General features: G+C 68.5%; 12 protein-coding genes. 2 read left to right on the forward strand and 10 right to left on the reverse strand.

Annotated features, from left to right (window positions below; genetic code table 11):
- The first annotated feature begins 9 nt into the window (after positions 1 to 9).
- Entirely contained in the window at positions 10 to 966 is a 957-nt protein-coding gene (locus BCO18175_RS10895) for an alpha/beta hydrolase family protein (protein ID WP_174980637.1), read from the forward strand.
- Here BCO18175_RS10895 and BCO18175_RS10900 read toward each other — a convergent pair.
- On the reverse strand, positions 963 to 1,883 hold the full coding sequence (locus tag BCO18175_RS10900; RefSeq protein ID WP_174980638.1) for a phosphatidylinositol-specific phospholipase C: 921 nt from the start codon (positions 1,881 to 1,883) through the stop codon (positions 963 to 965). The genes BCO18175_RS10895 and BCO18175_RS10900 overlap by 4 nt on opposite strands.
- 6 nt (positions 1,884 to 1,889) lie before the next feature.
- Between BCO18175_RS10900 and BCO18175_RS10905 the strand changes: the two genes are divergently transcribed.
- Entirely contained in the window at positions 1,890 to 2,912 is a 1,023-nt protein-coding gene (locus tag BCO18175_RS10905; protein ID WP_174970368.1) for a LacI family DNA-binding transcriptional regulator, read from the forward strand.
- A 32-nt stretch (positions 2,913 to 2,944) separates the two neighbouring features.
- Here the strand turns inward: BCO18175_RS10905 and BCO18175_RS10910 are convergent, their stop codons facing one another.
- The 9 genes from BCO18175_RS10910 to BCO18175_RS10950 form a co-directional block, all read right to left on the reverse strand.
- Entirely contained in the window at positions 2,945 to 3,805 is an 861-nt protein-coding gene (locus BCO18175_RS10910; RefSeq protein WP_174980639.1) for a carbohydrate ABC transporter permease, read from the reverse strand.
- Complete coding sequence (locus BCO18175_RS10915; RefSeq protein ID WP_174945852.1) at positions 3,802 to 4,671, reverse strand: carbohydrate ABC transporter permease; 870 nt, start codon at positions 4,669 to 4,671, stop codon at positions 3,802 to 3,804. The genes BCO18175_RS10910 and BCO18175_RS10915 overlap by 4 nt, the downstream gene beginning before the upstream one ends.
- A gap of 34 nt (positions 4,672 to 4,705) precedes the next feature.
- The gene (locus BCO18175_RS10920; RefSeq protein WP_174980640.1) at positions 4,706 to 5,944 is read right to left on the reverse strand and encodes an ABC transporter substrate-binding protein; all 1,239 of its coding nucleotides are present in this window, start codon (positions 5,942 to 5,944) and stop codon (positions 4,706 to 4,708) included.
- 215 nt (positions 5,945 to 6,159) lie between these two features.
- The gene (locus tag BCO18175_RS10925; protein ID WP_174980641.1) at positions 6,160 to 7,368 is read right to left on the reverse strand and encodes a porin; all 1,209 of its coding nucleotides are present in this window, start codon (positions 7,366 to 7,368) and stop codon (positions 6,160 to 6,162) included.
- A 167-nt stretch (positions 7,369 to 7,535) separates the two neighbouring features.
- Entirely contained in the window at positions 7,536 to 8,474 is a 939-nt protein-coding gene (locus BCO18175_RS10930; RefSeq protein WP_041493501.1) for a helix-turn-helix domain-containing protein, read from the reverse strand.
- Positions 8,475 to 8,535: 61 nt separating this feature from the next.
- Positions 8,536 to 9,123: a DUF3156 family protein gene (locus BCO18175_RS10935; RefSeq protein ID WP_174980642.1), complete on the reverse strand. Its 588-nt coding sequence runs from the start codon at positions 9,121 to 9,123 to the stop codon at positions 8,536 to 8,538.
- Positions 9,120 to 10,622, reverse strand: coding sequence for an APC family permease (locus tag BCO18175_RS10940; protein ID WP_174914916.1), 1,503 nt, complete (start codon positions 10,620 to 10,622; stop codon positions 9,120 to 9,122). Before BCO18175_RS10940 ends, BCO18175_RS10935 begins: the two co-directional genes overlap by 4 nt.
- 237 nt (positions 10,623 to 10,859) lie before the next feature.
- Complete coding sequence (locus BCO18175_RS10945; protein ID WP_011354541.1) at positions 10,860 to 12,200, reverse strand: aspartate aminotransferase family protein; 1,341 nt, start codon at positions 12,198 to 12,200, stop codon at positions 10,860 to 10,862.
- A gap of 77 nt (positions 12,201 to 12,277) precedes the next feature.
- The gene (locus BCO18175_RS10950) at positions 12,278 to 13,780 is read right to left on the reverse strand and encodes an aldehyde dehydrogenase family protein (protein ID WP_174980643.1); all 1,503 of its coding nucleotides are present in this window, start codon (positions 13,778 to 13,780) and stop codon (positions 12,278 to 12,280) included.
- Between the last annotated feature and the right edge of the window lie 99 nt (positions 13,781 to 13,879).

Below are 13,879 nucleotides of genomic sequence, written 5' to 3' on the forward strand. Positions count from 1 at the left end.
GGAACCCATATGAAAACCTGGCTATCGGCTGCCCTGCTCTGCCTGTCCGCCACCGTCGCGCATGCGGCCGGCGTCAAGTTCGTCAGCATCCCGGCCGACGCGGCCGGCCCCGAGCTGCGCGCGGCTATCTGGACGCCATGCGCAACCCCCGCGCAATCGCTCACGATCGGCCCGTTCCTGCTGAAAGGGCAACGCAACTGCCCGACCGTCGGCGACAAGCTGCCACTGGTCGTGATTTCTCACGGCCATGCCGGCACGTACTTCGGGCATCACGACCTCGCCGAAACGCTTGCCGACGCGGGCTACGTCGTCGCGGCGATCAACCATCCCGGCGACACGCATGCCGACACGAGCCGCGCGGCCGACCTGAGGGAACTGGCGGAGCGGCCGGAGGACATCAAGCGCCTGGTCGACTACATGCTGGCCAACGGGCCCGACGCCGCGCATATCGATCGTGCGCGGATCGGCTTCTTCGGCTTCTCGCGCGGCGGCTATACGGGCCTCGTGCTGGCCGGCGCCAATCCGGATTTCGTGCACGCGCACGTGGCCTGCCCGGACCCGACCTGGCTGATCTGCAAGCAGATCCGCGACCATGACCTGCCGCGCCAGCCGCTGACGCACGATCCTCGGATCAAGGCCTACGTGATCGCCGACCCGATGAACGAATTCCCGACCGCCGATACGCTGAAGGACGTGCACGCGCCGATCCAGCTCTGGGCATCCGAAGCGGGTGGCGACGGCGTGGAGCCGGAAACGGTCCCCGCGCTGGCCGGCATGCTGCCGCAACGACCGGAATTCCACATCGTGCCGAATTCCGCGCATTTCGCGTTTCTCGCGCCCTGCTCTGAATCACTGGCGCACAACTCGCCTGAAGTCTGTACCGATGCGAAGGGATTCGACCGCACGGCCTTCCACGAAACACTCGACGCGAAGGCGCTCGCGTTCTTCAGCGCCAATCTCCGTTAACAGCGAAACGTCTTGCGCCAGACGCCCGGCGCCGGCACATGGTCGTTGCACGCGATCAGCGCGCGCACCAGCGCCCAGTCATCGTCATCGCAGAAGTCGAGCAGCATCGCGCCATACGGGCCGTGCTGCTCGCGCAGTCGTTCGGTGAGCCGCACATGAATGCCCTGCACCCTGCCGTCGCCGTGCGCGACCACCGACGGATTCGCGCCCATCCCGGTCCCGCTGCAGAAGTTGATCGCCCAGCGGCCGCTATCCGGCGACGGCAAGTCCGTGAGCAGCGCATCGATCGCGCGCCACTTCCAGCCGATCGACGCGGCCACCGGCACGCGATATTCGTCCTGGATCACGAACGCGCCGTCGGGATGATCGATCGTGAACGTCGCGTTGTCGGGCCACGCGGTCAGGTCGATGCCGAGCGGCCGGCTGCTGCGAAAGCGGCGCAGCAGCACGATTGCGCCGCGCACGTCGCCGAGCGCGGGCAGCGTGCCGCCGGCATGCCAGCGCAGCCGCGGATGCCGGGCACGATGCGCGTCGAACGTCGCATCGAAACTGCGCGTACACGCGTGCGCCGGCCATTCGTCCTTCACCGACATCACGATGCATTCGCGCGGATGCGCTTCGAGAAAGCGCGCACAGGTTGCCAGCACGTCGTCGAACGTCATGCCGAGCGCGATGCCGCCGTGATGGATGTCGAATGCATCGCGCGCGTGCCGGCAGCGGATGTCGAGCAGCCGCACACCATGCGCGAGCTGTGCATCGAGCGGCGCACGCTGGGTGCGCACGAGCAAATCGTCGACGGTATACGCACAGGTGTCATGGCTGCCCGGTAGGGTCAGCGTATGCAGCAGCCGCGCATCGTCGAGCGCCGACATCCAGTCGGCGGGCGGCATGCACGTATCGTGGCTCGAAGGGATCATGAATCGATGAATGACAAGGAAAGAAAGCCGTGGGTAACGGCGTCGGATGTCGCGGTGCGGGCGGGCGTATCGCGCTCCGCGGTGTCGCGCGCGTTCTCGCCGACAGCCAGCATCGCACCGCAGACGCGTGAGCGCGTGATGGTCGCCGCGCGCGCGCTCGGCTACCAGGTCAACCTGATCGCGCGCGACATGATCACGCAACGCAGCAGCATGATCGGCGTCGTGACGGCCGGGTTCGAGAATCCGTTTCGCGCGCGGCTGCTGTCGGACCTGATGGCCGCGCTCGGGCAGCGCGCGCTCACGCCGCTCGTGACCAATGCGGAAGATCCGCGCCAGGTCCGGCAATCGCTCGAACAGCTGCTCAGCTACCGGATCGCGGGCCTCGTGATGACATCGGCGTCGCCGCCGCTGTCGGTCGCGCAGCAGTATCTCGAACACCGGATCCCGGTCGTGATGATCAACCGCGAGGCGAACCTGCCGGGCGCGGACATCGTCGTCAGCGACAACGCGGCGGGCGCCGTCCATGCGGCGCAGCGGCTCGTGCGGGCCGGCGCGCGCCGGCTCGCGTTCGTCGGGCCGCGCGGCGCGAGCTACAGCGCGCAGTCGCGCGCCACCGCGTTCGAGCATGCGATCGGGCGCGGCGACGCGTTCGACGCGACGCTCGCGCACGTGCTCGACACACCGTCCGATACGCATGCGAGCGGGATCGAAGCCGCGCGGCAACTGTTCGCGAGCGGCAAGCGGCCCGACGGCGTGTTCTGCTCGTCGGACCTGCTCGCGCTCGGCGTGATCGATGTCGCGCGCAGCGAATTCGGGTTGCGCGTGCCGGACGACGTGCGCGTGATCGGCTTCGACGACATCCCGGCCGCCGATTACGACGCGTATCGGCTCACGACGCTCCGGCAGGATACGCGCGGCCTTGCGCAGGCCGCAGTCGACCTGCTTGCCGACCGGATGCAGACGTTCGACGGCCCGTCGCGCACACGCATCGTGCCAGTCACGCAGGTAGTGCGGGCCAGCTGCGCATGACGGATTGAAATCGGGCGCGGCGACGCCGCGCGTCACTTCAGCCCGCCCGCGAACCCGCGCAACAGGTAGCGCTGCACGTAGCCGGCCACGGCCAGCGTGGGCAGCGACGCCATCAGCCCCGCACTCATCAGGTCGCCCCAGTCGATGCCGTTCTCCGTCACGTAGCCGGCAATCGCCAGCGGCAGCGTGAAGCGGCTCGGCGTCGACACGAACAGCAGCGCGATCAGGAATTCGTTCCACGCGGCGATGAACACGAAGATCGCGGTCGCGATCAGCCCCGGCGCACACAGCGGCAGCACGATCTGCACGAGCCGTCGCGCCAGGCCCACGCCATCGATGCAGGCCGCTTCCTCGTATTCGATCGGCACGTCACGCACGAACGCGAGCAGCATCCAGATCGCCATCGGCAGCGCGTAGATCTGGTACGCGAGCATCAGGCCGAGCGTCGAATCGAGCAGGTGCAGCCGCTTCGCGAGCGCGAACAGCGGCACCGCGATCGTGATCGGCGGCATCAGCTTCAACGCGAGCACGAGCACCAGGAACAGCAGGTCGAGCCGCGCCGGAAACCGCAGCCGCACGAGCGCGTACGCGGCCGGAAACGCGAGCGCCAGCGCGAGCAGCGTCGTGCCGAAGCCGACCAGCAGCGAATTGAACAGCGGCGCGCCGATACCGTTGGACCATACCGATACGAAATGTTCGAAGGTCGGCGCGGCCGGCCAGATCCGCAACGGATGATCGAGGCGTTCGAGCGTCGGCATGAACGCCGCGCCGGCCATCCACAGGCACGGCAGCAGCAACAGCACGAGCGCGGCGATGCGCAACGCCCACGGCATCGCGCGACCGAATGCGGCGCCCGGGCGGGCGCCCGTGATGCCTGCGGATTGCGCGGTCATGCGCGCCGCTTGCGAACCGTCTGCCATACGTACCCCGAGACCAGCAGCGCGGACGCCGCGAGCATCAGCACCGACGCGGCGCTCGCCGGCCCGACGTTGAAGAAGCGGAAGCCCGTGTCGTAGATATAAGTCGACAGCGTCTGCGTCGCGTTGCCGGGGCCACCGCCCGTCAGCGCATAGACCTTGTCGAACAGCTTGAACGTGTCGATCGAGCGCAGCAACATTGCGAGGCCGATCTGCGGCGCCGCGAGCGGCAGCGTGATGTCGCGCAGGCACTGCCACTCGCTCGCGCCGTCGGTGCGTGCGGCTTCGTACAATTCCTGAGGGATCGACTGCAGCCCCGCGAGCACGATCAGGAACGCCATCGGCGTCCACTGCCACACGTCGACGAGCGCGAGCGACCACAGCGCGAGATGCGGATCGGACAGCCAGCGCACGCCTTCGATGCCGAACGCCGCGAGCAGCGCGTTCAGGAAACCGTCGAAGTTGAGCCAGTTGCGCCAGATCGCCGAGCACACGAGCGTGGACAGCATCATCGGCAGGATCGCGAGCGGCAGCGCGATGCGCCGCCCCGGAAACGCGCGTACGAACAGCAGCGCGAGGCCGAAACCCAGCGCGACTTCGGCGAGCGACGCGACGATCGTGAAGCGCAGCGTGTTGCCGAAGCCGGCCGTGAACGCGTCGTCGCCGAGCACCGCGCGATAGTTCGCAAGCCCGGCGAATGCGCGGCGGCCGGCCGAGTAGTCGACCTGGCAGAACGAATCGATCAGCACCTGCGCGACCGGATACAGCGCGAGCGCGGCGAGCACCAGCAGCGCGGGCCCGAGCAGCGCGACGAACGGCAGGCTGCGGCCGAAGGCTTTCATGCGCCGCGTCCCGGCGAGGGTTCGAGACGCGCCGTCACTTGCCGGCCGCGGCCGTCGCCTGCGCGATCTTCTGTTGCGCCTGGCGCAGCGCGGCGTCAGGCGCGGCCTGCCCCGTCAGCGCGAGCTGCAGCTGGTCACCGAGAATGCTCTCGACCTGCTGCCAGTCCTTCACGCGCGGCCGCGCACGGCCGGCTTCGAGCGCCTTCAGCTGATCCGGATACCAGCGGTACTGGCGCACCAGCGCCGGGTCGTTGAACACGCTGCGGCGGGTCGGCGGAATGCCGATGCCGGCGAGGCGCGTCTGCGTGTCGCGCGCAGTCAGGTACGCGAGGAAATCCTGCGCGAGCTTCGCGTGCGGCGCGTCCTTCGGAATGCCCATCTGCCAGATGCCGAGCATCGGCGCCGGGCCCGCGGTCTGCCCGGGCGGCGGCTGCAGCGCGATCTGGCCGACCACGCGCGACTGCTTCGGATCGTCGAGCGCCGGCACCCACGCCGGCCACACCTCGATCGACTGCGCGGCCGTGCCGCGCTGCAGTGCATCGCGCACTTCCGCCGCGCCGTACACGTCGACATCCTTCGGCGCGGACGCCTTCAGCGCGAGGAAGGTCTTCAGCGCGGCCTGCGCTTCGCGCGAATCGATCGTCACGTTGCCGGCATGGTCGAACACGTCGCCGCCGTAGGCCCACAGGATCGGCAGGAAGCCCGTCACGACCGGGTTGCCCTTCGTGCCGCGGAACACGACGCCCGACACGCTCTTGTCCGCGCCGCCGACGGTCTGCGCGATCTTCAGCACGTCGTCCCAGTTGCGCGGCGGCTGCAGCTTGTACTTCGCGAGCAGGTCCTTGCGGTACGCGAACATCTCGACGTTGCCGACGATCGGCAGCGCGTACAGCGCACCGGCCGCGTTGCGGCCGAGCGCGACGGCGGACGGCACGAGATCGGCGTCCGCGAGCGACGCGGGCAGCGGCTTCAGCCAGCCGTTGCCGATGAATTCGGGTGCCCACGTGTCGTCCATCATCACGAGGTCGTACGCGCCGGTGCCTTCGCGCATCGACAGCTTGAGCTTCTGGTACAGGTTCGCGTTCGGCAGCTTGAGCAGCTCGATCTCGGTGCCCGGGTGCAGCTTGTTGAAGCCGGCGACGGCGTCGGCCAGCCCCTTGCCGTAGATGTCGTCGCGGCCTGCGATGACGAGATCCGCGGCAACTGCGTGCGTGGCGGCGAAGGACAGCGCAAGGGCGGCGGACAGCGCGCGCAGGCGGCTCAGCAAGGTCATGAGGTCTCTCTCGTTCGGCGTGATGACGGGACGGCCAGGCGTTGCACACGTGTGCAACGCGGGGGATGCTTGTGGCCGCCTGTAGCGAACGCCATTGTTCACGCCAATCGTTAAGAATTTATGGCACGCGGCGGAAGAGGCCGCCGCCGTGCCCGGCCTCCCCGGCCGCCTGGCGGGTCCAGCCCCACCTCCCCGGCCGGATCTCCCCGGCCGGATCAGAAGTTCACGCGGATCCCGGCCATCACCGCCAGTTGCCGGCTGGAGTTGCTGTTCGCGAGCACCGGTATCTGCGCGTAGTTCACCGCGTTGCCGTTCGCGTCGGTGCCGAGCCCCTTCCCGCTCGCGATCTGGCCGATCGCGACCGCATACAGCGCCGTGCGCTTCGACAGGCTGTAGTTCGTGCCGACGTTCACCTGGTGGAACCGCGTCGTGCCGCGCCCGTCGGTATGCGCGGCGTTGAAGATATAGGCGACGCCGCCCTGCAGCGCGGGCGTGAACATGTAGGTGGCGTTCAGTTCGCCGATGTCGAACGTGAACGCCTGCGTGCGCGGCTGCGCGGCGGTCGAGAAATAGCGGCTGTCGCCGAGACGCGTATGCGTATAGGTGAGCGCGATCGTCGCATCGCCGAACGTGACCGACCCGCCCGCGCCGAACGCGCGCATCGAGCCGGCGTCCTGCAGCAGGCAGTACATCGCTCCCGGGTTGCTGCACGCGAAATCGCCGATGTAGCCGCTCGCGCCGCCGAGCGCCGCGTCGAGCGGCTGGTGCAGGTCGAGGTAGCCGACCGAGAACGCGACCGGTGCACGCGTGTAAGTCGCGGCCACCGCATAGCCGCGCTTCGCGGAGAAATCGCCGGCCTGCCCGCCGAAGCTGAACGTGCCGCCGAACGTGAGGCCGTTGAAATCGGCGCTGGTGAACTTCACGGCATTGTTGAAGTTGAACGCGGCGTTCAGGTTGTCGACGTCGCCGAGGTGCGAGCCGTACGGCGTCGCCCAGTTGTTGCTCGACACGTATGCGCCGAGCATGTCGGTGTACGAGTCGTACTGGCGGCCGAGGCCGAGCGTGCCGATGCCGTCCTGGCGCAGCCCGACCCACGCCTGCCGGCTGAAGGCCGTGCCGCCCTGCAGCGCCTGCCCGTTCGCCGACAGGAACTGCTGCTCGAGCGTGAACACCGCATTGAGCCCGCCGCCGAGCGGCTCGGCACCCTGGAAGCCGAAGCGCGACGGCACGAGGTTGCCGCCGCCCATCTGCCACGCATGGCCGCCGCCCGTGCTGCCGTCGGCGCGCGTGAACTGCTGGTTCGTCGAGTAGATGATGCCGGTGTCCACGGTGCCGTACAGCGTCACGCTGCCCGAGGTCTGCGCGTGTGCGTGCATGCAACCCAGTGTCGCCGCAGCCGCGGCCAGTCGTCGTCCGATCTTCATGCCCCGCCCCTCTGTTGTCATCGATTCGCAGTGCAGATCGATGGAGTTATCGATATGGGTGACAGGACTCTATCCAGCGAAAATTCAGGACCTCTATCGCAAATCGGCAAACAGTGGCACACATGGCCCGCGACGTCGCCCGGCGACGCCGTCGCGGCGCGCGTGCGTCATTCTGGGCGCGTCGTCTGGGAAGGCAGCTCGCCGAACAGGTCGCGATACTCGCGCGCGAAATAGCCGAGGTGCGTGAAACCCCAGCTCGCGGCCGCCTCGCCGACGCCGAGCTGCTGCACGGACGTCGTGCGCAGCATGCGGCGCACCGCGTTCAGCCGGATCGTGCGCAGATAGCCGACCGGCGTGACGTCGGCCACGCGTTGGAAGCTCGTTTGCAGCGTGCGGCGGCTGCAGCGCAGCGCGCGGCACAGTTCGAGCACGGTGACGGGTTCCTCGGGCCGGTCGCGCAGATGCTTCTCGCAACGGCTCACGATGTCGCTGTAGGTGGCGTGCGTGATGTCGCGGCGCTCGACGCCGATGCCCTGCTCGAGCGCATCGAGGAACATGCCGAGCATCGCGTCGCGGAACATCTTGCGGGTGGCCGCGTATTCGAGGTGGCCCGGATTGCGCTGCGCATCGTCGATCAGCGCCGACAGCCGCACGCCGAGCGCGACGCCCTGCTCGTCGGACAGCCGCGTCACGTGGCGCAGCTTGCGCGCGCCGGATGCGCCGAATTCGGCTTCGCACAGCTCGTCGACCATGTCGGACGCCGCGCTGATCCCGACGAGCCCCATCCCTTCCGGCGTGTGGAATTCGAAATCCTCGCCGGCGCGCAGCGCGAGCAGCGCATAGCCGTCGACGGGCTGGCCCTGGAACGTGCCCGCGAGCGGCACGGACAGCGGCACCGCGAGCGACGTGCGCCCGGCCGGCGCGAGCCCGGTTTGCGCGACGCGCCGGTTGGTCGTTTCGCGGAAGAAGTGAAAATCGTCGTACAGCACCTGCGTGACGGTGCCCTTGAAGCGGCCCGGCGTCATCTGGCGGTAGACCTGATGCCAGCCCGCGATCGCGAGCCCGTGATCGTGCACGTCTTCGTGTGAGCGTGACTGGAACAGCATCGGCATCTCCGGTAAAACCCTTAAACGCGGCCGCCGGTTCCCCGGCGCGCAACGCCACAGCTTACCCGTGCAAAATCCTGCGTAGTGCGGTTTCGAACGCAAGACAGGCCGCCGACAGCGCAGTGGCCTGCTCGCCCGTCAGGCGAACGTAGCGGCGGAACGACGGCATCCGGTTCACGACCTCGCTGCCGCCGAACGGCACGATCGCGAGCGTCCAGCGGCCGTCGCGCGCGTCGATCGTGCAGTCGGTCAGGTGCAGTGGCCGCAGCGCATCGGCCAGCAACGGCTCGGCGACCAGCGCGGCCACCGTGTCGACGAATCCGCGGTCGCATCCCGGCGCAGCCACCGCGTCGATGCCCGTGCGGCGCAGCCAGCCGGTCTGGCGCACGCGCGCGCTGCCCTGCGCGGCCGGGCCGCACGCGGTTGCCGCCACCTTCACGCTGACCGTATGCATCAGGAACTGGCGGTCGACACGCTCGTCGACGCTCACGCGCACGCCGTTCGGCAGCCGGGCCGTCAGGCTGCCGGCGCCATCGGCATCGCGCTCGGCGCGCAGGTCGGCCAGCACGCGCGCGGCGATCGCACCGGGCCGATGGCCGGGCGGCGGCGCATCGGGCGCCGCGCGCCAGCGGGCGAGCGCGGCCTTCACGACGCGACGTGCTCGTTGCGCAGCACTTCCTCGACCGGCACCGGCTTGAACGGATGCCGGCGCTGCACGACGAGCGTCCAGAACAGTGCGTACAGCGCGGTGAGCCCGAGCATCGCGCCGAACGGCACGTAGATGTCGCGCGCATTCATCCCGGGCGGCGTGATGTACCAGATCGCCAGGATGATGCCGACGCTCGATACGATCTGCGGCAGCGGGAACAGCGGCGAACGGTACGGGCGCGGCAGGTCAGGCCGGCGAATCCGCAACATCACGACCGACGCGGTGACGAGCAGGTACGCGGTGCCCCACGCGCAGGTCGCGGCGAGCACGAGGTGCAGGATGCTGTCGAGATTGCCGTTGATCAGCCACGCGTGGAAGATCGGCACGATCGCCGCCGCGACGATACCGACCACGGGCGTCTTGAAGCGCGGGTGCAGATACGCGAAGCAGCGCGGCAGCGCACCGTCGATCGCCATCCCGTACAGGATGCGCGGCAGCCCGGCCATCAGCGTGTTGATCGTCGCGGCGCCCGCACAGAGGAACGCGATGCCGAACCAGATGCGGCCGAACGGCCCAAGCACCTGCAGCGCAAACGCGGGAATCGCACCCGGCGTGTCGAGCAGGTGCGTGAGGCCGTCGGGGCTCACCGGCACGTTCGCGACCTGGCGGCGGATCGCCGCGCCGTACAGGAACATGCAGATCGCGACGCCGACGAGGCCGAGCGCCATCGCGCGCGGAATCGTCTTGCCCGGCGATTTCATCTCCGGCGCGAGCGGCGTGACGAACTCGCAGCCGACGAACATGAACATCGCCATCCCGACGAGCGACAGCACCGCCGGCACCGACGTGCCGACTTCCGAGCCGCCGAACCAGCCGTCGAGATGCACGGCCGGCGCGGCCGCGAGCCCGAGGATCCCGAAGATCATCAGCGACAGCCACATGCCGGCCGTCAGCACGATCTCGAGCTTGCTGAACACCTTGATGCCGATGATGTTGGTGATCGCGAACGTGACGACGAGGCCGACGCCGACGAGCCACGAGCTGTTGTGCTTCTCGAACGCGGCATTCAGCGATTCGAAATTGACGAGCGCCATGATGCCGCTCAGGATCGTTTCCGCCGTGCCGGCGAACACGTGCACGAGGAAATACGCGGAGATCGTACCGGTGATCGCCCAGAAGCGGCCGAGCCCGCACGACAGGTAATCGTAAACCGAGCCGGCCGTCGGCAGCATCGCGGCGGCTTCGGAGAAGGTCGTCGCCTGCGCCTGCATCATCACGAACGCGATGATCATCGCGACCGCGAACGCCCAGCCGCCCATCCCGAAGCCCGACGTCGCGGTGAGAATCACCGGGCTTGCCATGATGAGGCCGACGGCACTCGCCAGCGCGGTCGGAAAACCGACCGCACCCGCGTTCAGCGCCGTGCCGCCACCCGCTTCAGCCGGCGTGCCGGCGGGCGTGCCGCCCGCTGCGCCGGTAACTCCTGACCATCCCGACATCCCTGTCTCCTTCCTGTGTCGACCCTGGCCGCCGCTTCGTCGGCGACCGGGGTTCCATGGCATTGCGGTCAGCCCGGGGCGGCGCTTCAGCGCTTCGATTCCCGGGCCCCCTGTCGATCACACCTCGATCCGATGTCGAAAAAATACGCAGGCAAAATAATCCGGTCATAGCGCAAATCGGCAAACCGGCGACAGCTGTACTGCCCGCCGCCGGCGTGCCGTCACGCTGTCATGCCATCACGCGAACGGCACGGCCTCGAAGCCCGCCGCCAGCGCGTCGACGATCCGGTCGAGCTGCTCGCGCTGGATCACGAGCGGCGGCGACAAGATGATCTTCGTGCCGACCGGGCGCACCAGCACGCCGTTCTCGCGCGCGACTTCCGCGACCGCGTTCGCATAGCCGGACAGCGGGTCGATCGGCTCGCGCGTGTCCTTGTTCGCGACGAGGTCGAGCGCGAGCATCAGCCCCTTGCCGCGCACCTCGCCGACCGCCGCGAAGCGTTCCGCGAACGGCTTCAACGCTTCGAGCAGATACGCGCCCTGCTTCGCCGCGTTCGCCGGCAGGTCTTCCTTCACGACGATGTCGAGGCTCGCGATCGCGGCCGCGCATGCGACCGGGTGGCCCGCGTACGTGTAGCCGTGCATGATCGCGCCGCCGAAGTCGGCGTTCGCGGCGAACGCGTCCTCGATCCGCGCGTTCACGACCGTCGCGCCGAGCGGCACGTAGCCCGACGAAATCCCCTTCGCGAGACACATGATGTCCGGGCGCACGCCCCAGCCGCGGCTGCCGAACATGCTGCCGCTGCGGCCGAAGCCGGTCACGACTTCGTCGGCGATCAGCAGCACGCCGTACCGGTCGCACACCTCGCGCACGAGCGGCCAGTAGTTGGCCGGCGGCACGATCACGCCGCCCGCGCCCTGGATCGGCTCCGCGATGAACGCGGCGACCGTGTCGGGGCTCTGGAACTGGATCTCGCGCTCGAGCATTTCCGCGCAGATCCGGCCGAGTTCTTCGGGATCCTGCGTGAACGGGTTGCGGTACAGCCACGGTGTCTCGACGTGGAAGCAGCCGGGCAGGTTCGGCTCGTAGTTGCGGCGGAACACCGTATTGCCGTTCACCGACGCGCCGCCGAAGTGCGTGCCGTGATAGCCCTGCTTCAACGAGATGAACTTCGTGCGGTCGGCCTGGCCGCGCACCTTCCAGTACTGGCGCGCGATCTTCAGCGCGGTCTCGATCGAATCGGAGCCGCCCGAGCTGTACAGCACGCGGCGCATGCCTTCCGGTTCGAGCATGTCGATCACCTTCTTCGACAGTTCTTCCGCGCGCGGATGCGAAATGCCGTCGAACAGCTGGAAGTATTCGAGTTCGTCGAGCTGGCGCACGATCGCGTCCTTCACTTCCTGACGGTTGTGGCCGACGTTCACGTTCCACAGGCCCGCGACGCCGTCGACGAGCTTGCGGCCCTCTTCATCGAACACGTAGCAGCCGTCGCCGCGCACGATGCGGATCGGCTTGCGTTGCTTCATCTCGTTCGGGTGCACCATCGGATGCCAGAATTTCGCTTCGTTGTAGCTCATTGCAGTCTCCACTGTCGGATCGTTTGAACCTGGGTCGTTCTGGTTCAGGGTTCGAGGTTCGGGGTTGATGCCGCGCGTCAGTGCGCGATGCAGACGGATTTGGTTTCGGTGAAGCCTTCGATCGCGTACTGGCCGAATTCGCGGCCGATGCCCGATTGCTTGTAGCCGCCGAACGGCATCGACGGGTCGAGCGGGATATGGCAGTTCACCCACACGGTGCCGGCCTCGATCTGCGGCACGAGGTTCATCACGCGCTTCAGGTCGTTGCTCCAGATGCTCGCGGCAAGTCCATACGGCGACGCATTCGCGAGGCGCACCGCATCGGCCGCGTCGTCGAACGGCACGACGACGATCACCGGGCCGAACACTTCGTCGCGCACGATCGCGCTGTCCGGATGCGGATCGGCGATCACGGCGGGCTTCACGTAGTAGCCGGGCAGGTCGTCGGCCGGCGTGCCGCCCGCGAGGAACGTCAGGCCCGCGCGGCGCGCGCCTTCGATGTGCTGGACGACCTTGTCGCGGTGGTGCGCGGAGACCAGCGGGTTGATTTGCGCGGTCGTGTCGAGGCCCGCGCCGAGCTTCATCGACTGCGCGACGCCCGCGAGGCCATCCGCGAGCTGGGCGAACTTGCTGCGGTGCACATAGATGCGCGACGCAGCCGCGCACACCTGCCCCTGGTTGAAGAACGCGCCGGCGGCGACGCCGTCGAGCGCCTGCGCGACGTCGATGTCGTCGAGCATCACGATCGGGTTCTTGCCGCCCAGCTCGAGCGAGAAGCGCGTCATGTTCTGCACGGCCGCCGCGCCGACCAGCTTGCCGGTCGCGGTCGAACCCGTGAACGAGATCTTCGCGATCGACGGGTGGCTCGCGAGCGCCGCACCGCACACACGGCCGCCGGTGACGACGTTGAACACGCCGGGCGGCACGCCGGCTTCGAGCGCGAGTTCGGCCAGGCGCAGCGCGGTGAGCGGCGTTTCCGGCGACGGCTTCAACACGATCGTGCAGCCGGCCGCGAGCGCGGGGATCAGCTTCCACACGGCGATCATCAGCGGGAAATTCCACGGCACGATCGCGGCGACCACGCCGACCGGCTCCTTGCGCGTATAGGCCGTATAGCGCGCGCCGGGCGGGAACGGGATCGACACGTCGAGCGTCTGGCCGGTGATCTTGGTCGCCCAGCCGGCCATGTAGCGCACGTATTCGACGCTCGCGCCAACTTCGATCGCGCGCGACACGTGGATCGACTTGCCCTGGTTCAGCGTTTCGAGCTGCGCGAGCGTTTCGGCATCGCGCTCGATCAGGTCGGCGAGTTTCAGCAGGATGCGTTCGCGATCGGCCGGGCGCAGGCCGCTCCACACGCGGGTGTCGAATGCGCGCTTCGCGCTGGCGACCGCGCGGTCGACGTCGCGTTCATCGGCGTCCGCGACCGTCGCGAGCCGCTCGCCCGTCGCGGGGTCGTACACGTCGAGCCGCGCGGCCGCGTGTGCGGGCTGCATTTCACCGTCGATGAAGAGGCCGAAATCGCGCGCAACGAAGGTGCGCACGGTGTCGCTGACGGCGACGAAATTCGTGGTGCTCATGGGCGTCTCGAGGATTGTCGTGGCTGGACCGCATGCGCACGGGCACGCGGGCGTCGTTCCACTGTATCGACGAGGGTTCGCGCCCGGTGAGCGCAAATT

The sequence above is a fragment of the Burkholderia lata genome, from assembly GCF_902499335.1.
Lineage (GTDB): Bacteria > Pseudomonadota > Gammaproteobacteria > Burkholderiales > Burkholderiaceae > Burkholderia > Burkholderia lata_B.